Annotated in this window: 37 protein-coding genes; 35 read left to right on the forward strand and 2 right to left on the reverse strand. The window is 29.6% G+C overall.

What is annotated here, in order from left to right; translation table 11 throughout:
* Positions 1 to 112: 112 nt before the first annotated feature.
* The 12 genes from FOF46_RS11915 to FOF46_RS11970 all read left to right on the forward strand — a co-directional run bounded on the left by FOF46_RS11915 (position 113) and on the right by FOF46_RS11970 (position 7,801).
* On the forward strand, positions 113 to 430 hold the full coding sequence (locus FOF46_RS11915; RefSeq protein WP_167571814.1) for a YcxB family protein: 318 nt from the start codon (positions 113 to 115) through the stop codon (positions 428 to 430).
* Between the two features lie 29 nt (positions 431 to 459).
* On the forward strand, positions 460 to 1,143 hold the full coding sequence (locus tag FOF46_RS11920) for a DUF6843 domain-containing protein (protein ID WP_109435350.1): 684 nt from the start codon (positions 460 to 462) through the stop codon (positions 1,141 to 1,143).
* A gap of 14 nt (positions 1,144 to 1,157) precedes the next feature.
* Positions 1,158 to 1,577: a hypothetical protein gene (locus FOF46_RS11925; RefSeq protein ID WP_143916603.1), complete on the forward strand. Its 420-nt coding sequence runs from the start codon at positions 1,158 to 1,160 to the stop codon at positions 1,575 to 1,577.
* A gap of 108 nt (positions 1,578 to 1,685) precedes the next feature.
* Positions 1,686 to 2,174, forward strand: a complete 489-nt coding sequence (locus FOF46_RS11930; RefSeq protein WP_167571815.1) for a nuclear transport factor 2 family protein — start codon at positions 1,686 to 1,688, stop codon at positions 2,172 to 2,174.
* Positions 2,175 to 2,250: 76 nt separating this feature from the next.
* Positions 2,251 to 2,814 (forward strand): hypothetical protein, encoded by a 564-nt coding sequence (locus FOF46_RS11935; protein WP_109435347.1) that lies wholly within the window; start codon positions 2,251 to 2,253, stop codon positions 2,812 to 2,814.
* A gap of 181 nt (positions 2,815 to 2,995) precedes the next feature.
* Positions 2,996 to 3,367: a DUF1428 domain-containing protein gene (locus tag FOF46_RS11940; RefSeq protein WP_143916604.1), complete on the forward strand. Its 372-nt coding sequence runs from the start codon at positions 2,996 to 2,998 to the stop codon at positions 3,365 to 3,367.
* 107 nt (positions 3,368 to 3,474) lie between these two features.
* A complete protein-coding gene (locus tag FOF46_RS11945) occupies positions 3,475 to 3,999 on the forward strand; it encodes a DUF4269 domain-containing protein (protein ID WP_109435345.1) in 525 nt (174 codons plus the stop codon).
* A gap of 141 nt (positions 4,000 to 4,140) precedes the next feature.
* Positions 4,141 to 4,638 carry a DinB family protein gene (locus FOF46_RS11950; RefSeq protein ID WP_143916605.1) on the forward strand — a complete coding sequence of 166 codons (498 nt, stop codon included), beginning with the start codon at positions 4,141 to 4,143 and terminating at the stop codon, positions 4,636 to 4,638.
* 98 nt (positions 4,639 to 4,736) lie between these two features.
* Complete coding sequence (locus tag FOF46_RS11955; protein WP_143916606.1) at positions 4,737 to 5,396, forward strand: alpha/beta hydrolase; 660 nt, start codon at positions 4,737 to 4,739, stop codon at positions 5,394 to 5,396.
* 174 nt (positions 5,397 to 5,570) lie between these two features.
* Positions 5,571 to 6,170 (forward strand): DUF6624 domain-containing protein, encoded by a 600-nt coding sequence (locus FOF46_RS11960; protein ID WP_143916607.1) that lies wholly within the window; start codon positions 5,571 to 5,573, stop codon positions 6,168 to 6,170.
* A 161-nt stretch (positions 6,171 to 6,331) separates the two neighbouring features.
* A complete protein-coding gene (locus FOF46_RS11965) occupies positions 6,332 to 7,204 on the forward strand; it encodes an alpha/beta hydrolase (RefSeq protein WP_143916608.1) in 873 nt (290 codons plus the stop codon).
* Positions 7,205 to 7,315: 111 nt separating this feature from the next.
* Entirely contained in the window at positions 7,316 to 7,801 is a 486-nt protein-coding gene (locus tag FOF46_RS11970) for a GNAT family N-acetyltransferase (RefSeq protein ID WP_109435339.1), read from the forward strand.
* 40 nt (positions 7,802 to 7,841) lie between these two features.
* On the opposite strand, the gene FOF46_RS11975 is transcribed toward FOF46_RS11970, so the two are convergent.
* Entirely contained in the window at positions 7,842 to 8,519 is a 678-nt protein-coding gene (locus tag FOF46_RS11975) for a class I SAM-dependent methyltransferase (protein ID WP_143916609.1), read from the reverse strand.
* Between the two features lie 233 nt (positions 8,520 to 8,752).
* Between FOF46_RS11975 and FOF46_RS11980 the strand changes: the two genes are divergently transcribed.
* The 7 genes from FOF46_RS11980 to FOF46_RS12010 all read left to right on the forward strand — a co-directional run bounded on the left by FOF46_RS11980 (position 8,753) and on the right by FOF46_RS12010 (position 13,041).
* On the forward strand, positions 8,753 to 9,133 hold the full coding sequence (locus FOF46_RS11980) for a nuclear transport factor 2-like protein (RefSeq protein WP_143916610.1): 381 nt from the start codon (positions 8,753 to 8,755) through the stop codon (positions 9,131 to 9,133).
* Positions 9,134 to 9,315: 182 nt separating this feature from the next.
* Entirely contained in the window at positions 9,316 to 10,110 is a 795-nt protein-coding gene (locus FOF46_RS11985; RefSeq protein WP_143916611.1) for a DJ-1/PfpI family protein, read from the forward strand.
* Between the two features lie 143 nt (positions 10,111 to 10,253).
* Positions 10,254 to 10,892 (forward strand): hypothetical protein, encoded by a 639-nt coding sequence (locus FOF46_RS11990; RefSeq protein WP_109435335.1) that lies wholly within the window; start codon positions 10,254 to 10,256, stop codon positions 10,890 to 10,892.
* Between the two features lie 140 nt (positions 10,893 to 11,032).
* Entirely contained in the window at positions 11,033 to 11,596 is a 564-nt protein-coding gene (locus FOF46_RS11995; RefSeq protein ID WP_109435334.1) for a Crp/Fnr family transcriptional regulator, read from the forward strand.
* A 120-nt stretch (positions 11,597 to 11,716) separates the two neighbouring features.
* The gene (locus tag FOF46_RS12000; protein ID WP_143916612.1) at positions 11,717 to 11,911 is read left to right on the forward strand and encodes a tautomerase family protein; all 195 of its coding nucleotides are present in this window, start codon (positions 11,717 to 11,719) and stop codon (positions 11,909 to 11,911) included.
* Between the two features lie 5 nt (positions 11,912 to 11,916).
* Positions 11,917 to 12,660, forward strand: a complete 744-nt coding sequence (locus tag FOF46_RS12005; RefSeq protein WP_143916613.1) for an SDR family NAD(P)-dependent oxidoreductase — start codon at positions 11,917 to 11,919, stop codon at positions 12,658 to 12,660.
* A gap of 12 nt (positions 12,661 to 12,672) precedes the next feature.
* The gene (locus tag FOF46_RS12010; RefSeq protein ID WP_143916614.1) at positions 12,673 to 13,041 is read left to right on the forward strand and encodes a nuclear transport factor 2 family protein; all 369 of its coding nucleotides are present in this window, start codon (positions 12,673 to 12,675) and stop codon (positions 13,039 to 13,041) included.
* A gap of 67 nt (positions 13,042 to 13,108) precedes the next feature.
* On the opposite strand, the gene FOF46_RS12015 is transcribed toward FOF46_RS12010, so the two are convergent.
* Positions 13,109 to 13,984 carry a haloalkane dehalogenase gene (locus tag FOF46_RS12015; RefSeq protein ID WP_143916615.1) on the reverse strand — a complete coding sequence of 292 codons (876 nt, stop codon included), beginning with the start codon at positions 13,982 to 13,984 and terminating at the stop codon, positions 13,109 to 13,111.
* A gap of 94 nt (positions 13,985 to 14,078) precedes the next feature.
* On the opposite strand from FOF46_RS12015, the gene FOF46_RS12020 reads away from it, so the two are divergent.
* The 16 genes from FOF46_RS12020 to FOF46_RS12095 all read left to right on the forward strand — a co-directional run bounded on the left by FOF46_RS12020 (position 14,079) and on the right by FOF46_RS12095 (position 24,843).
* Positions 14,079 to 15,011 (forward strand): LysR family transcriptional regulator, encoded by a 933-nt coding sequence (locus FOF46_RS12020; protein WP_143916616.1) that lies wholly within the window; start codon positions 14,079 to 14,081, stop codon positions 15,009 to 15,011.
* Positions 14,980 to 15,480 (forward strand): YfbM family protein, encoded by a 501-nt coding sequence (locus tag FOF46_RS12025; RefSeq protein ID WP_143916617.1) that lies wholly within the window; start codon positions 14,980 to 14,982, stop codon positions 15,478 to 15,480. The genes FOF46_RS12020 and FOF46_RS12025 overlap by 32 nt, the downstream gene beginning before the upstream one ends.
* A gap of 63 nt (positions 15,481 to 15,543) precedes the next feature.
* On the forward strand, positions 15,544 to 15,975 hold the full coding sequence (locus FOF46_RS12030) for a hypothetical protein (protein ID WP_143916618.1): 432 nt from the start codon (positions 15,544 to 15,546) through the stop codon (positions 15,973 to 15,975).
* A complete protein-coding gene (locus FOF46_RS12035; protein ID WP_333925588.1) occupies positions 15,896 to 16,852 on the forward strand; it encodes a helix-turn-helix domain-containing protein in 957 nt (318 codons plus the stop codon). The genes FOF46_RS12030 and FOF46_RS12035 overlap by 80 nt, the downstream gene beginning before the upstream one ends.
* 89 nt (positions 16,853 to 16,941) lie before the next feature.
* Positions 16,942 to 17,499, forward strand: coding sequence for a YbhB/YbcL family Raf kinase inhibitor-like protein (locus FOF46_RS12040; RefSeq protein WP_143916619.1), 558 nt, complete (start codon positions 16,942 to 16,944; stop codon positions 17,497 to 17,499).
* Positions 17,500 to 17,650: 151 nt separating this feature from the next.
* Positions 17,651 to 18,559, forward strand: a complete 909-nt coding sequence (locus FOF46_RS12045; protein WP_143916620.1) for a helix-turn-helix domain-containing protein — start codon at positions 17,651 to 17,653, stop codon at positions 18,557 to 18,559.
* A 90-nt stretch (positions 18,560 to 18,649) separates the two neighbouring features.
* Positions 18,650 to 19,414 (forward strand): SDR family oxidoreductase, encoded by a 765-nt coding sequence (locus FOF46_RS12050; RefSeq protein WP_109435323.1) that lies wholly within the window; start codon positions 18,650 to 18,652, stop codon positions 19,412 to 19,414.
* Positions 19,415 to 19,549: 135 nt separating this feature from the next.
* A complete protein-coding gene (locus FOF46_RS12055) occupies positions 19,550 to 19,939 on the forward strand; it encodes a DUF4345 domain-containing protein (RefSeq protein WP_109435322.1) in 390 nt (129 codons plus the stop codon).
* 131 nt (positions 19,940 to 20,070) lie between these two features.
* Positions 20,071 to 20,832, forward strand: a complete 762-nt coding sequence (locus tag FOF46_RS12060; RefSeq protein ID WP_143916621.1) for a hypothetical protein — start codon at positions 20,071 to 20,073, stop codon at positions 20,830 to 20,832.
* A 94-nt stretch (positions 20,833 to 20,926) separates the two neighbouring features.
* The gene (locus FOF46_RS12065; RefSeq protein ID WP_143916622.1) at positions 20,927 to 21,394 is read left to right on the forward strand and encodes a GNAT family N-acetyltransferase; all 468 of its coding nucleotides are present in this window, start codon (positions 20,927 to 20,929) and stop codon (positions 21,392 to 21,394) included.
* A 25-nt stretch (positions 21,395 to 21,419) separates the two neighbouring features.
* Positions 21,420 to 22,142: a DNA alkylation repair protein gene (locus tag FOF46_RS12070; RefSeq protein ID WP_143916623.1), complete on the forward strand. Its 723-nt coding sequence runs from the start codon at positions 21,420 to 21,422 to the stop codon at positions 22,140 to 22,142.
* The gene (locus FOF46_RS12075) at positions 22,126 to 23,028 is read left to right on the forward strand and encodes an SPL family radical SAM protein (RefSeq protein ID WP_143916624.1); all 903 of its coding nucleotides are present in this window, start codon (positions 22,126 to 22,128) and stop codon (positions 23,026 to 23,028) included. Before FOF46_RS12070 ends, FOF46_RS12075 begins: the two co-directional genes overlap by 17 nt.
* A gap of 39 nt (positions 23,029 to 23,067) precedes the next feature.
* A complete protein-coding gene (locus FOF46_RS12080) occupies positions 23,068 to 23,298 on the forward strand; it encodes a DUF1697 domain-containing protein (RefSeq protein ID WP_143916625.1) in 231 nt (76 codons plus the stop codon).
* A 23-nt stretch (positions 23,299 to 23,321) separates the two neighbouring features.
* Entirely contained in the window at positions 23,322 to 23,618 is a 297-nt protein-coding gene (locus FOF46_RS12085) for a hypothetical protein (protein WP_143916626.1), read from the forward strand.
* 70 nt (positions 23,619 to 23,688) lie between these two features.
* Positions 23,689 to 24,225, forward strand: coding sequence for a Crp/Fnr family transcriptional regulator (locus FOF46_RS12090; protein ID WP_109435316.1), 537 nt, complete (start codon positions 23,689 to 23,691; stop codon positions 24,223 to 24,225).
* 51 nt (positions 24,226 to 24,276) lie between these two features.
* Complete coding sequence (locus FOF46_RS12095) at positions 24,277 to 24,843, forward strand: DinB family protein (protein WP_143916627.1); 567 nt, start codon at positions 24,277 to 24,279, stop codon at positions 24,841 to 24,843.
* Positions 24,844 to 24,918: the final 75 nt, after the last annotated feature.

Here is a 24,918-nt window from a genome sequence, read left to right on the forward strand (position 1 = left end):
TACAAGTTATTTAATACACACACTTTTGGGGGTGGGTCAATTTAAACAAGAATAGGTGGGTCAGTTTAAATAGGATTTACTGGGTCAATATAATAGGAATAGGTGGGTCAGTTTGGCAAGAATTTCCAGATACAAAAGGCATTTTAAAAAATACGTTGAAGAAAACTATAAAAACCGTATTGATACGTCTGTAGAAATTATCCTTGATGAAAATTTTGTAAAGGCAAAAGACTTCACTTCTGAAACTAAAATAAACGGAACTGAACTTAAAGAATTAATTGAAACAAAAAACCATTTCTTTATAAAATTGACAACCGATTTATCACTTATAGTTCCAAAACATTCGATTAAGGATAAAGCTGAATTTAAAAGACGTCTGGCAGAATTGGGAACCGAATATATTGACGAACTAAATTGGGAATGGAAATAAAAAAGTACTAAGGATAATATACCGTTAGAATGAATCAAAGAACAAGCAACATACTTTTCAATATTGGAATTGCATTTCTAATATTAGGTGGAATTGGATTGACCTTTATGGCTTTTTTTACTTTTATCGGATTACCCATTTTTATTATTGGGATAATTCTCATTTCACTGAGTAAAAAAAAATTAAAAACAAAAATCATATGGATTTTTTCTATGATTACTCTTGTAATTTTATTTTGGCCCATTTGGATTAAAATTAATACTGAAAAACCAGAAACCTACCTCATACCAGAGAATTATTCTGGAAAAATAATAATAGTTTACGGAGAAGATTGTGGAATAGAACCTTTAATAGAAAATGGACGTCGAGTTTTAGAAATACCTAATAACGGAATTTTAATTATTAAGCCTGAATTTGAAGGCGGAATTATTGACCACAAATACTACTTTGTCAACAAAAATAAAGAAAGAACAAAAATTGAACGATATGAGAATGATTCAGATAGAACTCAACATGTTCCGGGAATTCGATTGATCGGTTCTGGAGGAATTGGCGGAATCATGATTGATGGAAGTTCTTCAACAGAATCACCTTTAGCAATACGTTATACAGAATTTGAAGTCTATCAAGACACTCTAACTGATTATAATTCTAAGGAAGAACAAAAGTTTGATTCTTTAATGAAAGATATTGTAAATGAGTGTCGAAACTAAAAATTTGGATATTCATGAATCATAAAAAGATTTACCGATATACTAATATTGAATTGTTTGACCTCATCAAAAATGGAGTCAATAAAAATGACGTTAAAAAAGCTGAATTAGAATTAGAAACTCGGAATCTGACTCAAAAACAGTTATCAGAAGTTGAGATTGGGTACATCAAGTATAAAAAATTCCAAAATGATCGCAAAACTGCTCCTTTGACAACGAGAGAATGGATTCCCCTTTTCTTTTTACCATTTTTTATTCTTATGCAAAGATGGAGAAAGTATGATCATTTTTCAACGTCAGAATTTGAACGATATGAAAAGTATGGATATGAAGAAAAGGCACGAGAAGCTAGAAAAGTTCGATGGTATGGAACTTTATTCTGGATTTTAATTATAATAAATATCGTGTTTATTCATAATTACCTCACAAGATAAAAAGAGGTAAAAAACACATAATATTGTCGCCAATTAAGTAACAATTTACACGACTACGACACATATATTAAACATTACCTGTACGCCATAAACCATTAATAAAGTTAAATGAAACAAGCAATTTTACTATTTACATACCTAATTATTTCAATCTCATTTTTATCATGTAAATCAGAATCAGAGAAAAAAGATAATCAAATAAGGCAATATACTCCAGCGAACAAGAATTTATTCAATGAAATATTAGCTATGGATAAAGAGTTTTTTGACGCCTACAATACTTGTGATTTAAAAAAGCAAGCAGACATTTATAGTGATGATATAGAATTCTTTCATGACAAAGGTGGATTAATGACCTCAAAACAAGATATTATTGATGGAACCAAACGTAATATTTGTGGAAAAGTAACAAGAACACTATTAAAAGAAAGTGTTGAGGTATATCCGATTCACGATTATGGAGCAGTACAAATAGGTTTTCATAAATATTACAACAATCAAGAGCCGGATGCTGAATCAATACCTATGAAGTTTATATTAATCTGGAATAATCAAAATGGAAAATGGAAAATTAAGAAAGTAGTAAGTCTTCATTAAGAAAACTAATTTTAAAAAAAACAGTGGGTAACAATGTATCAAAACACATAAGGTTTTTATACTTAATCTAAAATATATGAATAGAATTATAATCCTATTATCGTTTTTGACAATTGCATTTATATCCTGTAAAACTTCTAAAGAAGAAATTGATCAACTTGAAATTGCAAAGCAATACTTTAAGGTTCTTGACAATTCTGATTATACTGGAATAAAGATTTGGTTTGCAGATAGTTTAATTACCAAAGAAGGAGAATATAAACAGGTTTATTCTCAAAACGAATACCTGGAGTTTCTAAAATGGGATTCTGTTTTTGATCCTAACTATGAAATACTGGAAATAGAGCAACAAGACGGAATTATTAAAGCAAAGATTTCAAAAATGGATAAAAGAATCTTTTTCCTTCATGAAGAACCGTTTATAACTAATCAAAGTATAAGGTTTCAAAAAAATAAAATAGTTACTGTAGAAATAGATTACGTGAATTTTAATGAAAAAACTTGGGAGAAAAACAAAACTAAACTCTTAACCTGGATTGACGAAAATCATCCTGAATTAAATGGATTTATATACGACCAAACAGAAACTGGAGGAATAAAGTTCTTAAAAGCAATTGAACTGTACAAAAACAGAAAATAACGTCCTAAATTACTAGGTATTATGTCATAGTGATTAAGGGATAGCTAGATGTTTTTTGTATATTTAATATGATACTATGCTTGCAAAATAAAAGCTAGTGAGTAGAAAAATCTACTAATCTTACAAGAGATCGTTGATTAACAACAAAAAATAGATTCTAAATAAAAACGATTAAGAAAACATGACAAATTATATCGACGGATTCGCCCTTCCCATTCCGCAAAATCATCTGGACGAATACAAACATGTTGCCGAAACTGTTGCAAAGATTTGGAAAGAACATGGTGCACTAGCATATTTTGAGTATGTTGGTGAGGATTTAAAGTTTGAAGGGACACGTACTTTCCCAGAACTCTTAGATGCAAAAGAAGATGAAGTCATTGTATTTGGATGGGTTGTATTTGATTCAAAAGCAACACGTGACTTAGCAAATCAAAAGGTCGCTAAAGACCCGAGAATGAATAACTTAATTTCCCCATTAACAGATCCTTCAAAAATGATCTTTGATGCCAAACGAATGGTATATGGTGGATTTCAACCTCTCGTCCAATAGATTAACAAGGGGTCTTGATCAGTTATTGACAAAAAATTACAACCGATTTTCTATAACTCACCATGAACAAACTGTTATGTACATCGTCTTAAATTAACTGGTACTAAATGAATGATTTCACAAAAATTGATTATTTAAAATCTGGAAATAAACGTCAACGACAAGCTTATAAAGTGTTGAAAAAAATTAAGATTTTAGATCACCTTAGAAGTTATAACCCAATTTTAACAGGAACAATTCCAATTGATATTGATTTAACCAACAGCGACCTGGATATCATTTGTGAATGTAAAAATTATGAAGAGTTCTATATACTTTTAACTGAATTATTTGCAAACGAAAAGGATTTTCAAATCAGAACCATAAATTGTAATAATGTGAAATCAATACTAGCAAAATTTAGAATCGAAAGTTTTGAAATCGAAATTTTTGGGCAGAATATTCCTACTCAAGAACAAAACGCATATAAACATATGATGATTGAGTATAAAATTTTGAAAAAAATGGGAGCAAAATTTAAGACTGACATTAGGAAACTAAAAAAAGAAGGATTAAAAACTGAACCTGCTTTTGCTAAATTACTAGGGTTAACTGGTAATCCCTATGAAGAATTGTTAAAGGTTCAAATATAAAAACAAAGTATACAATAAGGAAAGTTTATAACCCTTAAAATAGTTCAGGATATTATTTCAAATTTTGTCACTCTTTGTCCTTTTTTGCTAACTTAGTTCACTAGCGTCATATGTCAAACACGAATATCTCATAACAACTTAATGAATACCTTAATCAACCACATCGTTGAACAACTAATTGAAGTCCAGAATGGAAAATTATGGATTGGGAATAATTTTAATACTAAATTGAATCAAATTGATGAAAATTTGTTTTTCACAAGACCAATAAAAGGTTTGCATAGTATAGCAGAAATAATTTCTCATTTAACCTTATGGAGACAAGAAACCATATTAAAGATTCGAACCGGAAAAGGAAGTAAAACAGACGATTGTGAAGAAAATTGGCTGAATAATCAAAGATTAGAACCAATGGGTTGGCAAAATATCATATTAAAATATAACAAAACCCTAACCGAATTAATAAACCTGCTAGAATCAAAAAGTGATACGTTTCTTGAGGAAGAGTACTATGATACAGATTTTAAAGATTATTATAAATATAGCTTTGTAATCAACGGAATGTTACACCACGATTTATATCATTTAGGCCAAATAGGAATAATCATCAAATATTTGAAAGAAAGTTACAACCAATGACTCATTGCATGTTGTTTACTTGTATGGGACTAAACCTTTATAAATTGAATTAAAAACAATAGAGTAAAAAAATAAACGTCATATTAATTAGAAAAAAAATGACAAAAAACATCTATTATGTTAGTGGATTAGGTGCAGATGAAAGAGTTTTTACTTTTTTAAAAATTGAAAATGCTAATGAAACTTTTATTAAATGGTTAGAACCAAATAAAAAAGAGTCACTTGACTCCTATTCAAAAAGGCTGATTGATCAAATTGATAGATCAAAACCAATTATACTTATTGGAGTTTCTTTTGGAGGAATTGTTGTACAAGAAATAGCTAAACATATACAGGTAGAAAAACTTATAATAATTTCAAGTGTCAAAAGTTTTAAAGACTATGGGCTTAATCTAAAGCTAGCAAGTTTTACGAAAATATATAAGATTGTACCTTCATTTATCCTCAAATGGTCTAATAAATTAACTGCCGATTATTATTTTGGTACAGAGTCAAAAGAAGAATCTAAACTATTAAATGCAATTATCAATGATACTGATGAAAGATTCATGGTCTGGGCTATTGATAAGATTATGCAATGGAAAAACTTCTCCCAGGCAAAGTATAATATTATACATATTCAAGGTAGTAAAGATAGAATTTTTACAAATAGAAATATAGATAATACAATTTGGATTAAAGGAGGTGGTCATTTTATGATCGTAAATAAAGCAAATGAAATATCTGATATTATTAATCAATCTCTAGCCAAGATGTAAAAACATGGTAAATATTAAGAAGTAAATGACTGAAGATTGAAAATAACTAAAGAACAATTTTATCTAAAAAAAGGAGATGAATCTAATAGAGATACCTCATTCTATTTCACTTTGATGAATGTGAATGAACAAGAATTATCATATTTAGTAATTTAAGTCAATAGGAACAATAAAATGGATTACAAAAACATTGCAAAAAGAATAATTGAATTAAAAAATGCGGACCTTGAACTTAGGGACAAGCTGATACAAACTGGACAACTCGATGAAGGATATAACAAAGAAATGGAGAAATTGCACAACAAAAATGCTGAAGCTTTAGATGAAATAATAGATGCAATCGGTTACCCTACAATTGATAAAGTTGGTAAAGAAGCCAATGAAGCAACTTGGTTAATTATACAACATTCGATCGGGCAACCTTCTTTTATGAAAAAGTGTGAGAAACTATTAGAAAAGGCTGTAAATGATAATAAAGCAAATCCAAAAAATCTAGCGTATCTAACTGACCGAATAGCTGTATTTGAAGGTAATCCACAACGTTATGGAACTCAATTTGATTGGGATAAAAACAAAGAGTTAAGTCCATATAATTTTGACGATTTGACCAAAGTAAATCAAAGAAGAAAATCAATTGGACTTAATACACTTGAAGAACAAACAGAAATTATAAGAACACAAGCTAAAAATGAAAATCAATCACCACCAATTGATTTTGAAAAAAGGAAACAAGAAATTAAAAAATGGCAAAAAAAGGTTGGATGGACAAAATAAAAACCATCAATAACCAACCTGTTTGAATTGAAAAAAGAAATAAGAGAAAATTACTGTTATGGTTTTAGTAGTAAAAGATTAAAAAGAGTACAGAAAAATCACTAAATGAGTAACGTTTTGCTTTGTTATTATACCTATTTATTATGAAATCTAAATTATATATGAAAAGATATTTTTTATTGGTCATACTCTCGTTGGGGTTCTTTCTTAATGTATCATGTCAAGAAACCACATATAAACCCGTTAAGTATCCAAATAATTATAAAGCCCAAATTGACGTAGTCTATACCAAAATAGAGCATTGGGAAGGTCGTATGGATATATATACTAATCCGATTTCAGAAAAACCAACTCCCATTGTTATTAATATTCATGGCGGAGGATGGAATCATGGTGTTAAAGAGTCACAAACTGGTTTTGGATATTTTTTTAAGAAAGGATTTGCTGTTGCCAATGTAGAATATCGTTTGGTAGACGTTTCTCCAGCCCCTGGAGCGATTGAAGACCTTCGATGTGCGCTAATATATTTGTATAAACATGCTAAAGCATTAAACATTGATACTAACAAGATCGTTGTAATGGGAGGTTCTACAGGAGGTCATTTGGCTCTTATGACCGGTTTATTGGGTAATAATAGAAAATTTGATACGAACTGTGAATATGATACTAAAATTAAAATAGCTGCAATTATTGATAAATACGCACCATCAGATTTAACATTAATGATAAAGGGATCTGTTAAAAGATGGCTGGGTGATGCTTATAAAAACAAAGAATTTATAGAATCTGTTTCACCATTTTATTATGTAGATAAAAATAGTCCCCCAATACTAATTATACATGGTACCAAAGATCCATATGTTCCATATCAACAGTCTGTGCTTCTTTATGAAAAATTAAAAGCAAATAACATTAAAACAGAATTAGTAACTATTGAAGGAGGAGGTCATGGAAAATTTTCAAAAGAACAAAGATTAATGTTAAATGAAAAAATATGGAGATTCTTAAACGAATTAGAATTGACAAAGGGCTAAGTGTAAATTAAATTTTAGTTGATCTCATAAATACAATTAAAAGTTTACTGCTTTAATCCTGTGCTAATATCATCGTCGAAATGTTGTAGATAATTTTAAATCTAAATAAAATTGAATATACGCAAAGCAACAGAGCTTGATTATAATCAAGTTTGGGATATCTTTTCAAAGGTTATTGCAACAGGAGACACATATGTTTTCGATCCAAAAACACCTAAATCTGATTTAAAAAAATATTGGTTTGCAGATTATATGCAAACTTTTATCATTGAAGAAAATAAAACTATTCTCGGAACATACGTTATCAAACCTAATCAAATAGGTTTGGGAAATCATATTGCAAATTGTAGTTATATGGTAAGTCCTAATGCTCAAGGAAAAGGAATTGGAAAAAAACTTTGTGAACACTCTATAAAAACAGCTAAAGAAAGTGGATATAAAAGTATTCAATTTAATATTGTTGTTAGCACAAACAAAGGTGCTGTAGAATTATGGAAACGATATGGATTTAAAATAATTGGAACTACTCCAAATGGATTTAGGCACTCAAAATTAGGATTTGTTAATACTTATATTATGTATAAAGATCTTAGCTAAGAACGAAAAGAAGCACATAAATATCAATATTAAGTGAAATTTAAAAAATTTTATAAAGTGTAGTTACTATACGTCCTTTATTGTCATCTAAAATAACAGACAATAATTGTTTTTCTTCTATTACTTTAAGATTAAATGGTGGAGCCAATAAGTCTAAGCCACTTTGCTTCTTCAGTCTAATTCCTTGTCCAGAAATAATTTCTTTATTAGGCACAAAATCTCCTTTAGGTAAATGTTCTGTTACAATAACATATTTATAATCGATTAATTTATTTACTATACTTTGTACTTCAGTATTGGATAAATGTTGTAGTACTTGTCTTAATAAAGCACAATCTCCAGAGGGTAAATCATCTTCTGCAAGATCCAAACAATAGAATTCTAAATTCGCATCTTTAAATCTTTCTTTATTATATTCTATCAGGTCTTCTACTATATCTACCGCAATATATTTTTTGGTATGCTTTACCAATTCTTTTCCTACATTAAAATCTCCACAACCTAAATCACATACCACAAGGTTTTTTTTGAAGGATGATAAGAATGATGTCAAAACATCAATATATGGATGTACCAATTCGGGGTGATGTGACCCCATACCCGAGTAAAAATTAGTTTTGTTATCACCCCAAAGTTTCATTTCATATACCTGTTCCATAGCATCTTTGGTTGGCCAGGGTTTCTTTATTCTTTTAGTCTCATTTTCTTTCTTCTTCATAAACACTCTATACAAGTTATAAAAGTATGATGATATGTATTCAGATGTAATTATAAAACAAACCTACAAATTATATGTAATAACAGATATTCAATTCTCTATAGCAATCTAATGTGATTTATCCTTTTTGAAGTCAGCAATCCGAATTTATTAGTATTTTAGATTATATAACTAACTGCATTGTTTTATGTACCGCACAAATTCTTACGTTAAGTTTTCAAACCTGAATAGATATGAAAGAACAGCAAAAAAATATGATTGAAAACTATGTTACATCATATAATGAGTTTGACATAGATGGAATGTTGAAAAATTTAGACAGAAAAATTGTTTTTGAGAATATGTCTAATGGAAAAGTGGATTTTAGAACTGAAGGAATACTTGAGTTTAAAAATCAAGCAGAATCGGCAAAACATTATTTTAAACAGCGTAAACAAATCATTCAGTCTTGGAAATTTGATAAACAAAATGTTACTATTGAAATTGACTATAAAGCAATTTTGGCTATAGATCTACCCAATGGATTAAAAACAGGAGAAATTTTAGAGGTGAAAGGCAAATCAGAATTTAAGTTCGAAAATGGAAAAATTAGAAGTATTACAGATAAAAGTTAAATACAAAACACAATAAAACGTATTATTAATTATAACAACGTTTTCATACTACAACAAGCTAAGTACAGTATCAAAAACTAACTGATATTAAGTATCTTTATCCCTGATAAATATTCTCTTATTTCCATTATTAATTCAATACAAATAGTTAAAATCGTATACAAAACATAGTTTTACTCTAAATGCAACACACAACACTTATTATACTCTATTCCATCATCTTTATTGTAAATCTAATTACTCTAAATGGTTTCACCCAAGAGATGAATCATAATGCATTGATGGACTCAATTACAAGATCAACAAAAAATGAAACAGAAACCCAGAAAATTGCAGTATTGATATATCAGGATGTAGTCTTACAAGATTTTGCCGGACCGATTGAGGTGTTTTCCAAAGCAAAAAAATTGACCAAAGGAAAATATGAAATATTTACAATTGCATTAGATACATCGATAATTCGAACAGAAAATAATACCATTAGATTAAAACCAGATTATAGTATTAAAGACATGCCAGATGCTAATTACCTAATAATTCCAGGAGCTAGTATGCCTGTTATTAATACTTTAGTCCAAAATAATACATTTACTAATTTTATAGCAGATTGGAATGCTAAAGAAAAGACAAAAACGGTCTCCATATGCACTGGTTCTTATTTATTAGCAAATACAAACGCCTTAGATCATAAAAAAGCTACTACTCATTATTTTGTAGCAGATGATTTTTCTAAACAATATCCGAAAATAAAGTTGATTAAAGATGTACGATTTGTAGATGAAGGTAAGTTGATTACTTCTTCTGGAATTACCTCAGGAATAGATGCAGCTTTACATATTGTTGGTAAGCATAGTGGAGAAAAGATAAAACAAATGATTTCAAGAGCTTTACAATATAAATTTCACGAAAAAGAAGATTGGCCAATAGCACCAAATGGTATGAAATATAGAAGAAAAACCAAAAGCATGAATCACTAATAATCGATTAGAAAATCTATGATGGGATTGAATAACCGAAGGTTGTCCTGTTTTCATTATGATTTAACAAAATTATCCATGGTAGGGTAACATTTTTCAAAGTTGAGATACATACTTATAACGTTAGTATTAATAAAACACACATGAGACAAATTATTTACTTAATTATTGCGATAACGACTCTAAGTTGTACAAATCAAGAAAAGAAATTACCAGACAACTTTGATTTTGGAAAAACCGAAAATGGTTCATATAAAAATGAATATTTTGATATGGAAATCTCATTTGACCCCAATTGGATTGTTCAAGACAAACAACAGATGAACAATATTATAGAAATGGGTAGTGAATTAACTACAGGAGAGGACAAAAACTTAAAAGCAATCGTTAAAGCATCACAGGTAAATACAGCCTACCTCCTAGCCGTTTTTAAACATGAAGTTGGTTCGGCAGTCGAATTTAACCCTTCATTCATGGTTGTTGCAGAAAATATCAATAATTTCCCTGGGATTAAAAACGGAAGTGATTATCTATTTCACGCAAAGAAGTTATTGGAACAATCTCAAATGTCATATTATTTTGAAAAAGAAGTGTATGAAAAAACAATCGGGAAATCTACTTTTTACATTATGGAAGCTAAGCTTGACCATATGAATAAAACAGTAATTCAACATTATATTTCTACAGTAACAAAAGGATTTAGTCTTTCGTTTATTGTTTCTTTCGCAACTGATAATGGAAAAAATGAGTTATATGAAATCATTGAAAAAATTAAAATATAAAGTGAATACCATTGTATGTAGTAAAAAATCATTCTATGGTTTGGAAGAATGTATTGCTGTTCACAAAATTTGTTAAACCTAAAAACTTATCGTCTTCTATTACCCTACTTGCTACGTACTAACTGCTATCAACAATTAAAATGACACATCCTCTTAGAAAACATATCGAAGAAATCATTAGCCTTACCGATGAAGAGTTTGATTTTGTTTTAAGTCATTTTGAGCAAATCAAAAAGCGTAAACATCAATATATTATTCAAGAAGGAGAGTTCGTTAATAAAGAATATTGGATTATTAATGGTTGTCTGAAAAGCTATTTCGTTGATGATAATGGAAAAGAACACATTATCCAATTTGGAATGGAAAATTGGTGGATTACGGATTATGAATCTTTTGTAAAACAAGTCGCATCTAAAACCTCTATCGATTGTATTGAAGATAGCGAACTTTTATATATCACATATGAAAATAGGGAACGATTAACTGCAGAAATGCATAAGATGGAACGTTTTTGGGCCAAAAAAAGTAAAATTGGTCGAATTGGACTTCAGAATAGAATTTTATCGCTTTTACAAAACTCTGCAAAAGAAAGATATAACTTACTTCTAGAACAATACCCTACCCTTTTACAGCGTGTTCCTAAAAAAATGATCGCAGCCTATTTAGGAGTTTCCAGAGAGACACTTAGTAGGTTAAACTCATAATTTTCTTTTCTTTTCACCTTCAAAATGTGATCTACATCACTTTAAAGAAGTGACATACCTCCTGTGTACTATTCTCATTACCTAGCACCTTTGTATGACTATTAATTTAATAAAAAAATTATGCCATACATTAATATTAAAGTTACTGATGAACAAGTAACATTAGAACAAAAACGTCAATTAATAGCTGGAGTTACTCAGCTACTGGTCGATGTTCTCAACAAAGATCCCAAAACCACTCATGTAGTTATTGACGAAGTACCCATCCAAAATTGGGGAGTTAATGGAAATCAATATTTAGGAACCAAAAAGTAAAGAAAATGAAAAATAAAACAGTAATTATAACAGGAGCATCCACAGGAATAGGTAAAGCAATTGCAAAGCACTTTATAGAAAGAGAAAGTAACGTTATTATGAATTCTTCTAATGAAGAAAACTTAAAAGCTGCGTACAAAGAACTTGGTTCTCCTTCTAATGCAATGTATTTATTTGGTGATATCAGCAAACAAGAAACAGGTAAAAAACTCATTGCTCTGGCATTAGATAAATTTAACGCTGTAGATGTGTTGATTAATAATGCGGGAGTATTTTCTCCAAAACCTTTTTTAGATGTTGAAGAAAAAGATTTAGACCTTTATTGGAATGTAAACCTAAAAGGAACTTATTTCACCTCACAAGCTGCTATTGCAGCAATGTTAAAGCAAAAAAGTGGTTCGATTATAAATATTGGAACTGTTTTGGTAGAACATGCTATAGATGGATTTCCTGCTACAGCACCATTAACAAGCAAAGGCGCAATACATTCTTTAACAAGGCAATTAGCCGCTGAATTTGGGAAAAACAATATAAAGATAAACACAATCGCTCCAGGAATAATCAGAAGTCCCTTGCAAGGAAAAATCGGAATTGAAGATGCTGACAGTTTAGCTGGATTACATTTACTAAATAGAATCGGAGAAGCCAATGAAATTGCCGAAGCAGCTTACTATTTAGCTACTTCAAATTTTGTAACAGGAGAAACAATTAATGTAGCAGGAGGACATACCGTTGGCCACGCTATCTAAAAAAAACAAACGATGTATAAAGAAAATATAAAACAAGTCGAAACTCTAATCGATAATTACTTTCAAGGCATTTTTAACGGAGATGTAACCAAGCTTGAATCTTGTTTCCACAAAAATGTAAATATATATGGAGATATCAATGGTGCTGATTATCTAAAAAGTATAAGCGAATATCTTGAAGGTGTAAAAAATAGAAAAAGTCCTAAAGATTTAAATGAAAGTTTAAAGATGAAAATCATAGGAATTGACATTATTGGTAAAATTGCCATGGTAAAACTACACGTTCCTATGTTAGGTTATAATTATTATGACTATTTATCTTTGACCAAAATCAATAATGATTGGAAAATTGTAAATAAACTATTTAATCATGTAGAATAAATAAGAAATTATCAATATTTATAAAAATTATAGCGGTTTGGATATTAGTTCAAACCGCTATTTTATCTTAATTTTCAAGCTTTAACATGAACTCTTTAATCTTTTCACCTATCAAATCAGGATTATCCTCCTGAATAAAATGAACTCCCTTACCAATATTCACAGACTCTAAATTTGGTATATTTTCAATAATCCAATTACGAACAGGCTCTGGCATAAATGCTCCTGGTTCTGCATAAAAAAAGAGTTTAGGAATTGAAGATTGTTGTAATTTTTCTCTATAATGTTGTACGATCGAAGCTGTCAATTCAGGTTTTCCGTTTAAGGGGACTTGGGATACAAACTTCCAAATTGGTTTTCTGCTTTCTACAGTCTTAAATGGAGCTTTGTATGCCTCCAACTCCTCTTCTGTCAAAATCCTGGATACCCAGGTAGGTAAAACTTCATTTAAGAATATGTTATCTTCTGCAATCATTTTCCATCCTTCTGGACCTCTTAATGTATTGAAAAACTCAATATTCTCTTTTGGAAAAAATGTTCCTATATCTTGGATTATCCCCTCCATAAAAACAATAGCTTTTACATTTTCAGGATGGTTCGCAAAGTAATTAAAACCAAGTCCAGAGCCCCAATCGTGTAGTACCAAAGTAATATCCTTTAGATTCAATATCGAAATAAGCTTTTCTATATAAGTATATTGCTCCATATACGTATAATCAATAGCTGGTTTATCAGATTTTCCCATGCCGATTAGATCTGGTACAATAATATGATATCCTGTTCCTTCTACATATGGAGTGATGTTTCTCCATAAAAAACTATTAGAAGGGTTGCCGTGTAGAAAAAGTATTGGACTTCCCTCTTCTTTTCCAGATTCGAGTACGTGCATCTTGCTGCCATATACTTTATAATAACTCGATCTTGTTTGACTTTGTTGTACCATTATTTGGATGTTATAGATTATCACTCAAAGGTATAATTCTTGATTATATGAAGAAAATGAATTAATTTTATCATTTCCATAAATTTACTGCATAATGGGTATTTCTTTAAGAAATTTGAAACTAGTTAACGTGATTGTAAAAGAAGGTTCTGTGACCAAGGCTTCAGAGAAATTATTCCTTTCCCAACCTGCACTAAGTCACCAGTTAAAAAAACTAGAAGAAGAAATTGGTTTAAAAGTATTTAATCGCCTGAATAAAAAATTAATACTCACAGAGACCGGACAAGTAATATTCAAAACCTCAGAGAAGCTATTAGCATCTATCGATCTACTTAACTCTGAACTGGATGAAATCAAAAAAGGTAAAAAGAAAAAAATCCGTTTGACTACAGAATGTTATACCTGCTACCATTGGCTTCCAAAAGTCGTTCAGGAATTTAGAAAGGATAACCCCGAAATCAATGTTCAGATCAATATTGAAGCAACAAAAGAACCTCTTCAATATCTCATAAAAGGTAAGATTGATATGGCAATTGTAAGCAATACAGCAAATAATCCATCTATCCATTTTGAACCATTGATTACTGATGAAATGGTTGTAATTCTTTCAAAAGAGAATGATTTGGGTGATTCTAAACATCTTGAATTATCCGATCTTAAAAATCAAAATTTAATTCTCTATGATATTCCCGAAGAAAAAAATTATGTTTTGACCAACATTCTACAAAATAATATCAGTTTGGTAAATTCTATTCAAAAAGTTCAACTAACCGAAGCCATCATAGAATTGGTAAGTGCTAATTTGGGTATTTCAGTTATGGCAAAATGGGCAGTTACTCCATTTTTACAGAATAAGCAGTTAAAAATAATTCCTTTTGAAGCAAATCAAGGGCAAAGAGATTGGTTTATTGCAAGTCTCAATAAAATTTCAGAAACAGAGAGTTTGTTTATCGAGCAAATCAAAAGAGATTTTAAACAATTAAAAAACATCAAACATGGGAATGATTGGAAATATCGTAAGAGTTAGTCAAAATGAATTAAATACATTTCTTGAAAACTCTGAGTTATTTGAAAACAAAATATATAGCGAGGAGAATTATGATGCAGAATGGAATCTTGATTTAGATAAATCGTGGGAAGGAATACAATATTTACTTACCGGAAAAGGAATGGCAGAATTAGAAGAACCAAATATCTTAACCAGAGCATTTTTTAGTTTTCAAATTTTGGATGAAGAACAAGATTTAGGTTATGGACCCGCTCAATATTTGACTTCTGAACAAGTAACAGAAACAAATTCTGAACTTCAAAAACTTGACATCGATAAACTTAAAAATAAGGTGAGTGGGACTGATATGATTGAAAAAGGAATTTATCCAGAAATTTGGACTGAAAGTGAAGCAATGGAATTCTTATTTGATACTTTTAAAGATTTTTTAGATTTTTATAAAAAAGCATCAGAAAATAACGAAGCTATTTTGTCATTTATCAATTAAATTACTCCATAATCAGGACCATGCTACAGCACTGAAGAAACAGTGTTGAAATATTATGATATCATGAAAAAATCCATAACATTTCTAATACTCATCTCTTCTTTTTTAGGATTAAATGCCCAAAATGAATATGATATTTTAATCAATCAAACATTCATTTCAAGTATTGGATCTGTTTGTGAAGAAACTCCAGAACCTGATCCATGTGCTGGTTTAGAAGTCTACTTAATTCTAAAATTCACTAAAGAAAACATTTCAATAGTAGAAAAAGAAATCTCAAGCTGTGGCTCTGAATATATTACCTCTAAGCTTGATTATCATTGGGAATTAATTCAAAATTCTGAAATTAAGGTACATAGTATCCCTAAAGAAATAGAATACAAATTCTTAAAAGATCTAGTCTTAAAAATGGAAAATGGAAAAATCATTGGATATAAAAAATTATGGAACAAAAAAACCAGCAGAATCGAATTTAAGAACACAAAATTGTTATGAAATAGACTTTATTTCTAATAAGAAGAGAATTGAAAAAATGGAAATAATTAATTTACCCGATGACTTAAGGCTACAAGGTTCCTCAACCTTTAAAGTATTTGATTATCAAACTTCCAAAGAATGTTTCAAACAAATGGTATCTCTACAACAGAATACATTTAGTTTTTTAATCGAGGGGAGTAAAGAGGTCTTTTCGGATACGACATCAATTTCAATAGAAAAATCAAACTTCTTATTAATGAAGATGGGGCACTGCTTAATGACAGAAAAACTTCCTAACGCTATAGACAATTATAGAAGTATTCTATTTTTCTTTTCAGATGAATCCCTTTTAGAATGTATCCAAAAGCATAAAATAGAAAATACTGGTAACTATAATCAAGAATCTATTTATTCCTTTCAATATGATGATTTTTTAAAAACGTTTGTAAAAGGGCTCATTGACATTAGTAAACTTAATCTTCAAATTCAGGCAAAACTGCTTAAAATAAAATTTGAGGAATTAATATTATATTTAATTCATATCAAAGGTCCTGATTTTGTTTTTTCATTAATTTCTGATGTTGATAGTCAACTACAACACTTTATTGAAATCGTAGAAACTAATAAATTAAATAAACTCACCATAAAAGAACTTTCATTTTTATCAAATATGAGTGTATCCACATTCAAACGAGAATTTGAAAAACATTTTCATAGTTCACCAAGTAAATGGTTTCAAGATAAAAGACTAGAGTATTCTGCTTTTCTCTTAAAAAACAAATCAAAACGACCATCTGATATATTCGAAGAAATTGGTTATGAAAGTTTATCCAATTTTATACAGGCATTTAAAGCTAAGTTTGGAATCACACCAAAACAATATCAATTAGATTGACCTTTTATCAATACTTTTTGAGCTTAATTACACACAGTATCTTTTACAGTTGTCAATAAATTTGTACTCATAATTAATTAAAAAACATTATGAAAAAAACAACTATTATTTTAGGAATCATATTGATGATATCGAGTGTCATGTTTGCTCAACATACGTTTACCTTAACTAGTAACGACTTGGGCGGGGAAGCAACTATCAACGAAGAGTTTAATGGTTTTGGTTGTACCGGAAAAAATCAATCTCCTCAATTATCTTGGAAAAATGCTCCAGAAGGGACAAAAAGTTTTGCTATAACAATGTACGATCCAGATGCTCCTACAGGAAGTGGATGGTGGCATTGGATTGTATTTGATATTCCATCTAATAAAAACGAATTGGTATCAAATGCAGGAAACCTTAAATTGAATTTAGCTCCAGAAGGTTCAATCCAAAGCATTACAGATTACGGAACAAATGGATATGGTGGACCTTGCCCTCCAGAAGGTCATGGTTTGCATCAATATATAATCACAGTCTATGCTTTAAAAACCAATAATCTTGGGCTAAGCAAAAGTACTAATCCAGCAGTAGTAGGATATTATCTATGGAATAATACGATAGCAAAAGCAAGTATAGTGACTTACTACAAAAGAAGTAAAGTATAACCTATTACTAACAATTATCAAATTAAACGCAAGTTCTTATTACTTGCGTTTTTTATATATTTTCTATTAAAACGTTAACTCATATAAAAAGTAAAAACCAATAAAACTTTACATATTCAGATGTTATGTTTGAATTTCATAACTTTAGAATATGAATAAAACGCTTAAACTACAAGAATTCTACTCTAAAAACTTAAATTGGATTCCTGATAATTTAAAAACTGAAATCGGACATTTTAATGTGTTTCAGACAGAAGAATTTTCTGGTCCAAATCCTAAACCTATGCCCTACAGCAGGAAGGATTATTATAAAATAAGCTTGATACTTGGTAAAAGTAAAGTACATTATGCTGATAAAGTTATAGAAATCAATAAACAAGGACTACTCTTTGCAAATCCTCAAATCCCGTACAATTGGGAACAAGTAGACAAACAACTAAAAGGATACTTTTGTGTTTTTACAGAAAGCTTTTTCAGCCAATTTGGTGACCTAAATAAATACCCTGTTTTTAAATCCGATGGTAACCCTATTTTTGACTTAACATCTGATAATATTACTGAATTTTCAAAAATATTCGAACGAATGTTTACTGAGATAAATTCTGATTATGAATTTAAATATGATGTTTTGAGAAATCTTGTCTTTGAGCTCATTCATTCTGCCATAAAATTAAAACCTACAAACCTTTCAATTAACTATCAATCCAATGCATCCGAAAGAATATCCTCTTTATTCTTAGAACTTCTGGAAAGACAGTTTCCAATAGAAAATGTAAGACAACAAATTAAACTACGAACAGCATCAGAATTTGCTAACCAATTAGGCATACATGTAAATCATCTCAATAGAGCATTAAAAGAAATTACAAATAAATCTACCACTACTATAATTGCTAACAGACTTTTGCAAGAAGCAAAAATACTTTTATCACATACTAATTGGAATATTTCGGAAATAGCAAATTGTCTTGGTTTTGAAGAGACGGCTCATTTTTCAAATTTCTTCAAGAAACATACAACATACTCACCTATTCGATTCAGGAAAGAGTTTATTATTTGATTTTTACAAATATCTATTTGAAACAGGTAACTTTTTCCTTCATATACTCTTGACCTTTGTACTATTAAATAATTAAAAAAACAGTACAAAATGAATCAAAGTAAAATAGCATTAGTAACTGGTGGAAGTAGAGGTTTAGGAAAAGATATGGCGATAAACCTTGCAAAAAAAGGACTGAACGTTATCCTTACCTTTCATTCAAACAAAACAGAAGCAGAAAAAGTAGTTGCTGAAATTCAAAAAATAGGTCAAAAAGCATTTTCTATACAATTGGATGTGTCAGACCACTCCCAATACAAAGCTTTTTTTAATGAAAAATTAACTTCAGTATTACGTAAACAATTTAATACAACCAAATTTGATTTTCTTATAAATAATGCTGGAACAGGAGTTTATGAACCTTTTCAAACCACAACCTTAGAGAATTTTAAAGATATGGTTCATATACATTTAATGGCTCCTTATTTTGTAACTCAAAGTGCTTTAACATATTTAAATGATGGTGGAGGAATCATCAATATTTCATCTGGTTTGACCCGGTTTACTCAAGATGGATTTTCGGCATATGCATCAATGAAAGGGGCAGTTGAGGTGCTTTCAAAATATCAGGCAAAAGAATTGGGAAGTAGAAAAATAAGAGTAAATATAGTTGCTCCAGGTGCTATAGAAACTGATTTTGGAGGTGGAATTGTAAGAGATAATAAAGAATTAAAAAGTTACATTTCGTCAACAACTGCATTAGGAAGAGTCGGTTTACCAACCGATATTGGTCCTGTAGTTGCCTTTTTGTGTACGGATGATTCTAACTGGATAAACGGACAAAGAATTGAAGTCTCTGGTGGAGTTAATCTGTAAAGTTTAGTACCACAGTCAAGAAAGTGCAAGCTTACTAGTTTAGCACTTTTTTAATATATTTATATGATCTGAAAATTTTACATTTATTAAATTTCATTTACAAAACCATAATAATAAGCTTGAAAAATAACTTATTTGGATAAAACGATTAAGAACTTGCATTTAGGTTTATCTGCTACTGTTGTTTTTGGAGCAGCTTTACTTTATGGTTTCAACCCTAATAAGATTCTTCCTTTGATTTTTGAATTTAAGGTAGATAATCTAGAGCTGAAAAACATTTTCAGAGCAATTATGGGACTGTACATTGCATTTGCCATATATTGGGTTATCGGAATCAGAAAATCAGAGCATTGGAGAAATGCTACACTTACTAACATTATCTTTATGGGAGGACTAGCGTTTGGAAGGTTAATAAGTACGATTCTGGATGGAATTTCAATCCAATATACCATCGGCATGATTTTGGAGTTAATTGTAATGATATGGGGAATATATAATCTAAAAAATGAAAGCTACAATGCATAATTAATTATCTATGTAACAATTATGATCTTTTCATCTTTATGAAAACAAAAATGAACTATAACATATTGACCTGTAACAATTTGACCTAAAACAACTCTTATATTTAATAGAATCTCTAAATATATAAGAATATGAATTCTTCAATCAAAAAAATCAAATCACCATCTTATTTACACTTATTTCTTTTCATCTTCTTAATTGCCTCTTCCACTACTCTTTTTGCTCAAAAAGAAGAACTTTGGTTTGGAACTTATACTGATGACAATGGAAAAATACTTCAAGGAAGGTATAACATCATCAAAAAAGGTAGAGCATTAACAAGTATCGTTCTGGCTCCATACGGAAAATCTCCTATAAAATTCACCGTAATCAAAAATGATACAATTCAAAGATTTGTCGAGATTTCGTGGCCAAATAAGCCCCATAGAGTTGCAACGCTTATTCAATATACTGATGGGTATTATGCCGGAAATTTTGAAGATGGAACAAAAATACTACCAATAGTCATTAAAGAATTTAACTTTCAAGATGCTCAATTACAAGGAAATTGGTTCAAACCGAATGAGATTGAAGTAAAAATTATTGATAACACTATTAAATTACTTGACTTTAATGATGATTGGAATAAAAATGATAATAGAATATGTAACTCTAATGATTCTTATAGTCTTTTCTGTGCACTATACACATCATCTATAAGTATGGATGGAGAATATCGGCACTTAAGACCTGCTGTAAAATTTGTTAGGGAAGCTATACAAGAAAAATATCCAAAAAAATACGATCATGTGCTTGTCGATTTCAATAACGCTAAAGAAATTACGCTAACAGAATTACATGGAGTTTTAGAATCAGCAAAAAAAAATCTGATTGCAGCAATGAAAAAAAATTAAAGTTTTAATTTATACTCACCAATAGAACAACTGCTAATCATAAAGTTATATTGTACACAAAATTTAGAGTAATTTAGTCGTAATTAAAAAACTCATGGAAATTGTATGTAAAGAATATAGCAATGAAAATATTTCTGATATCCTTCAAATGATGAAGGATATCAATACTATAGATAGTTACCCTTTTGACGCAAAAATTAGAGAAAAAAACCTAATCGAATTTACAAACAAGCAATCATTAGGGAGATTATATCTAATTAAAAATAGATATAATATCATCGGATACATCCTTTTAATATTTGGATTTAGCTTTGAATATGGAGGACACGATGCATTTATCGATGAATTCTACATTAAAGATGATTTTCGAAATCAAGGCATTGGTAAAATGGTATTAGAATTTATTGAAAAACAATCGCAAAACCTTAAAATTAATGCAATTCATCTGGAAGTAGAACATCATAATAAAAGTGCTAATCATTTATACTTAAAACAAGGGTTTAAAGATAATCAACGTGCACTATTAACTAAGAGAATAAAAACTAGTACTATTAATAATTAGAACCTTTAGATAATCAAAAGTAACATTGAGAGTAATAACAAAGAAATCTGAAATTAAGGAACTCCTTCAAAAATGTCTGTTAGAATATCACTCTGATGGATTAACACAATGTATTTCTAAGCTAAATACTCTAATTCTTTCAAATAAAGTTAAATTTCCATTGTTAGAATACTGCGCAGAAGAATTTTATAAAGAAGTTCCTCAAAATAAGCAGTTATCTTTTTGTGATAAAATTCAATCCCTAAAAACCGAAGGCGGAAATGTAATTTTAGGAATTATGTTACAAAAAAGATTACAGGAAAATTTTACAGAATCTATTAGTAAAGCCACTGCATACATTGCAGATGCAGATATCTGGTATGTTTGTGATATTATTGGAGAACGCGTTTTTGGATTTGCTTTATTACATCAACCAAAATCTACAATATCTCAAATAAAAAAATTATCATCTCATGAGTCCAATTGGGTTATACGTTCCTTAGGAGCAGGCATTCATTATGCGATTAAAAAGGGATTAGATAAAAAGAATGTAAAAACCGTTTTTACATTATTATTATCGATGGCAAATACAAAAGACAAAGAAATAAGACAAGGAGTAGGCTGGGCTGCGAAAACCACTGCAAAATTTCATCCAGATATTATTAAGTTTTATAGACATGAAATTGATAACCCCAATCAAGTGGCGCATTGGTTTAGAACCAAAATTTCAATAGGCTTAAACAGAAATAATTATGCCAAAAGAAATTAAAGTAAAATCGGTTTTAAACAAAACTAAGAGACGAGATTCTTGGTTTTTAGATGACTACACACTTAATCTATATAGTAGTTGTTCTTTCAATTGTTTATATTGTTATATTAGAGGAAGTAAATACGGGACAAATCTTGAAGAAAGCTTATCGGTTAAAACAAATGCAATTGAAATATTAGACCGTCAATTATTTAATCGGGTAAAAAAAGGTCAATACGGAATTATAGTACTCTCATCAGCAACAGACCCCTATCTTAAAGTAGAGAAAGAGTGTCAATTGACCAGAAGCGCTCTTAAAATAATTGCTAAGCATAAGTTTCCTGTACATATCATCACCAAATCTGATTTAATTGAAAGAGATTTTGATCTTTTACATCAAATAAACAAAACCGCTATTCTTCCCAATGATCTCACTCATCGTTTAGATCATGGCGTCATCGTCTCTTTCTCCTTCTCTACACTTGATGATAACGTATCTAAAATATTCGAAAAAGGAGCTCCCAAACCTTCTAATAGACTAATTGCTTTACATAAAACAAAAAAAGAGAACTTCATAACAGGAGTCAGTTTAATGCCTTTGTTACCATTTATTTCAGACACTACAGCACATTTAAACACAATGTTCTCTACCTTTAAAAAAAGTAACATCGATTATATTTTACCTGCAACGATTACTTTGTTTGGTAATAACAAGGCCGATAGTAAAACTCTAGTGTTAAATGCTATAAAAAAGCATTATCCCGAATTAGAAAATCGATATATAAACTATTTCAAAAAGGGTTCCGAAATGCCTGATTATTATAAAAAAGCTTTTTCAAAAAAAATGAATGAACTTTGTAATGAGTATGGCATAAAGAATTGGATAACAAGTAATAATCGTAAATAAAGATGAAAATAACCTTAGATCTTTGTGAAAAATAATGAAATGAACCAATATGTCGCTTTTTTAAGAGGAATTAATGTGAGTGGTTATCATAAAGTTCCTATGATCGAACTTCGTGAAGAAATGCATAAATTAAATTTCAAAAATGTAGCGACAATTTTAAATTCGGGGAACGTAATATTTGACTCTATAAACAATGACTTAAAAAATCTTGAAAAAACAATTTCTGAACATCTAGAAAAGGTTTTTGGGTTTCTGTTCCGACAATCATAAGACAATCGGAAAGGATATATCGTTTGTTAGAGAGTAATCCATTTAGAGATATTGTAAATACAAAAGATATTCGATTGTATATTTCATTTTTGAGAAAAGATATTCAAACTGAATTAGATTTTCCCTGGACTAATAATGACAAATCTTATACAATCCTGGAAAAAAGTAACAAAGAAATAATCAGTATCTTAGATTTTTCTATAGCCAAAACTCCTAAAGGAATGGAAGCTTTAGAAAGGTATTTTGGGAAGGATATCACTACAAGAAATTGGAACACCATTAAACGAATAGAAAAAAAACTCAGGGCTGATTTAAACTAAAGTTATCATAATTTAAAAAACTTAAATTAACCTTAGAATATTACATATAAAGTATTATTACATTTAAAAAATGAATCCAATTTTACTTCTAATTACAGAACTCAATACCCAAAACTTGTGGGATGGAGAAATAGAATTGAAAAGAAATGAGTATTTAAAAGTAAAAGGAAGTATTGATACTAACTGTTATCTGGTTATCAGTGGTAGTTTAAGAATATTTGTACTGGATGAATTTGAAGAGCATACTATTAGGTTTGGGTATAAAAATAACCTCATTGCCGCTCTTGACTCATTTTTAAATGAAAAACCATCAGATTTATATATTCAAGCCCTAAAAAAGACGACTTTAAAAGTAATAAGTAAAACAAAACTCATGAATTTAATATGGGCGTCTTCCCAAAATATCAAAACATGGAATATCATTCTTGAAGATTTTGTTTTACAACAAATGGAAAGAGAACGAGATATTCTAACCATATCTCCCTTAGAAAGATACAATCGTGTATTAAAACGTAGCCCTCAACTCTTTCAGGAAATTCCTAATAAATATATAGCATCATATTTGAGAATGACTCCAGAAACACTTTCCAGAATCAAAAAATCTTAATTTCGATCAATGTTTTAAGAGTTTAGAATATAGACTTTTGTAAAAAAAACAATGGAAATAACATCAAAAGACTTAATACAGGACTTAATAGAAAGAACCCGAAAAAACATAAACGAAGTAGAAAAATTTAATCAGTTATCAATCGAAGTACTTAACTGGAAAAAAACATCTGAATACTGGAGTATATTAGAATGCTTAGAACATTTAAATTTATATGGAAATTTTTATATTCCTGAAATAAAGCAACAAATAGCAATCTCTAAGCACCATGAATCAGAGAACTTTAAAAGTGGATGGTTAGGGAATTATTTTGCAAAAAGTATGCTTCCAAAAGAAAAACTAAATAAAATGAAGACATTCAAATCAATGAATCCTGCTGGGAGTATGCTAAATAAAGATGTATTGAGCACATTTATCAATCATCAATATATGCTCCTTGATGTATTAGATATGTCTAAAAAGGTAAATCTTACTAAAACAAAAACCGGGATCTCGATTTCTAAATGGCTAAAGCTAAGATTAGGCGATACTTTTAGAGTTGTAATCTATCATAATCAAAGACATATTTTACAAGCTAAAAAGGTACTGAAAGAGGTCAATAGAAGAAAAACATTATAGGCATATCAGCCTAATTAATTTATTCTACATTATACAAAACAGAAAAGCCTCACGTAAAGTGAGGCTTTTTGTTTA

Source organism: Aquimarina algiphila (assembly GCF_007489275.1).
GTDB lineage: Bacteria > Bacteroidota > Bacteroidia > Flavobacteriales > Flavobacteriaceae > Aquimarina > Aquimarina algiphila.

Excerpts from the sequence above, each read along its gene's own strand:
- FOF46_RS11920 (WP_109435350.1), top strand. The coding sequence starts at position 460 with ATGAATCAAAGAACAAGCAACATACTTTTCAATATTGGAATTGCATTT.
- FOF46_RS11925 (WP_143916603.1), top strand. The coding sequence starts at position 1,158 with ATGAATCATAAAAAGATTTACCGATATACTAATATTGAATTGTTTGAC.
- FOF46_RS11930 (WP_167571815.1), top strand. The coding sequence starts at position 1,686 with ATGAAACAAGCAATTTTACTATTTACATACCTAATTATTTCAATCTCA.
- FOF46_RS11935 (WP_109435347.1), top strand. The coding sequence starts at position 2,251 with ATGAATAGAATTATAATCCTATTATCGTTTTTGACAATTGCATTTATA.
- FOF46_RS11940 (WP_143916604.1), top strand. The coding sequence starts at position 2,996 with ATGACAAATTATATCGACGGATTCGCCCTTCCCATTCCGCAAAATCAT.
- FOF46_RS11945 (WP_109435345.1), top strand. The coding sequence starts at position 3,475 with ATGAATGATTTCACAAAAATTGATTATTTAAAATCTGGAAATAAACGT.
- FOF46_RS11950 (WP_143916605.1), top strand. The coding sequence starts at position 4,141 with ATGAATACCTTAATCAACCACATCGTTGAACAACTAATTGAAGTCCAG.
- FOF46_RS11955 (WP_143916606.1), top strand. The coding sequence starts at position 4,737 with ATGACAAAAAACATCTATTATGTTAGTGGATTAGGTGCAGATGAAAGA.
- FOF46_RS11960 (WP_143916607.1), top strand. The coding sequence starts at position 5,571 with ATGGATTACAAAAACATTGCAAAAAGAATAATTGAATTAAAAAATGCG.
- FOF46_RS11965 (WP_143916608.1), top strand. The coding sequence starts at position 6,332 with ATGAAAAGATATTTTTTATTGGTCATACTCTCGTTGGGGTTCTTTCTT.
- FOF46_RS11975 (WP_143916609.1), bottom strand. The coding sequence starts at position 8,519 with ATGAAGAAGAAAGAAAATGAGACTAAAAGAATAAAGAAACCCTGGCCA.
- FOF46_RS11980 (WP_143916610.1), top strand. The coding sequence starts at position 8,753 with ATGAAAGAACAGCAAAAAAATATGATTGAAAACTATGTTACATCATAT.
- FOF46_RS11985 (WP_143916611.1), top strand. The coding sequence starts at position 9,316 with ATGCAACACACAACACTTATTATACTCTATTCCATCATCTTTATTGTA.
- FOF46_RS11990 (WP_109435335.1), top strand. The coding sequence starts at position 10,254 with ATGAGACAAATTATTTACTTAATTATTGCGATAACGACTCTAAGTTGT.
- FOF46_RS11995 (WP_109435334.1), top strand. The coding sequence starts at position 11,033 with ATGACACATCCTCTTAGAAAACATATCGAAGAAATCATTAGCCTTACC.
- FOF46_RS12000 (WP_143916612.1), top strand. The coding sequence starts at position 11,717 with ATGCCATACATTAATATTAAAGTTACTGATGAACAAGTAACATTAGAA.
- FOF46_RS12005 (WP_143916613.1), top strand. The coding sequence starts at position 11,917 with ATGAAAAATAAAACAGTAATTATAACAGGAGCATCCACAGGAATAGGT.
- FOF46_RS12010 (WP_143916614.1), top strand. The coding sequence starts at position 12,673 with ATGTATAAAGAAAATATAAAACAAGTCGAAACTCTAATCGATAATTAC.
- FOF46_RS12015 (WP_143916615.1), bottom strand. The coding sequence starts at position 13,984 with ATGGTACAACAAAGTCAAACAAGATCGAGTTATTATAAAGTATATGGC.
- FOF46_RS12020 (WP_143916616.1), top strand. The coding sequence starts at position 14,079 with ATGGGTATTTCTTTAAGAAATTTGAAACTAGTTAACGTGATTGTAAAA.
- FOF46_RS12025 (WP_143916617.1), top strand. The coding sequence starts at position 14,980 with ATGGGAATGATTGGAAATATCGTAAGAGTTAGTCAAAATGAATTAAAT.
- FOF46_RS12030 (WP_143916618.1), top strand. The coding sequence starts at position 15,544 with ATGAAAAAATCCATAACATTTCTAATACTCATCTCTTCTTTTTTAGGA.
- FOF46_RS12035 (WP_333925588.1), top strand. The coding sequence starts at position 15,896 with ATGGAAAAATCATTGGATATAAAAAATTATGGAACAAAAAAACCAGCA.
- FOF46_RS12040 (WP_143916619.1), top strand. The coding sequence starts at position 16,942 with ATGAAAAAAACAACTATTATTTTAGGAATCATATTGATGATATCGAGT.
- FOF46_RS12045 (WP_143916620.1), top strand. The coding sequence starts at position 17,651 with ATGAATAAAACGCTTAAACTACAAGAATTCTACTCTAAAAACTTAAAT.
- FOF46_RS12050 (WP_109435323.1), top strand. The coding sequence starts at position 18,650 with ATGAATCAAAGTAAAATAGCATTAGTAACTGGTGGAAGTAGAGGTTTA.
- FOF46_RS12060 (WP_143916621.1), top strand. The coding sequence starts at position 20,071 with ATGAATTCTTCAATCAAAAAAATCAAATCACCATCTTATTTACACTTA.
- FOF46_RS12065 (WP_143916622.1), top strand. The coding sequence starts at position 20,927 with ATGGAAATTGTATGTAAAGAATATAGCAATGAAAATATTTCTGATATC.
- FOF46_RS12075 (WP_143916624.1), top strand. The coding sequence starts at position 22,126 with ATGCCAAAAGAAATTAAAGTAAAATCGGTTTTAAACAAAACTAAGAGA.
- FOF46_RS12080 (WP_143916625.1), top strand. The coding sequence starts at position 23,068 with ATGAACCAATATGTCGCTTTTTTAAGAGGAATTAATGTGAGTGGTTAT.
- FOF46_RS12090 (WP_109435316.1), top strand. The coding sequence starts at position 23,689 with ATGAATCCAATTTTACTTCTAATTACAGAACTCAATACCCAAAACTTG.
- FOF46_RS12095 (WP_143916627.1), top strand. The coding sequence starts at position 24,277 with ATGGAAATAACATCAAAAGACTTAATACAGGACTTAATAGAAAGAACC.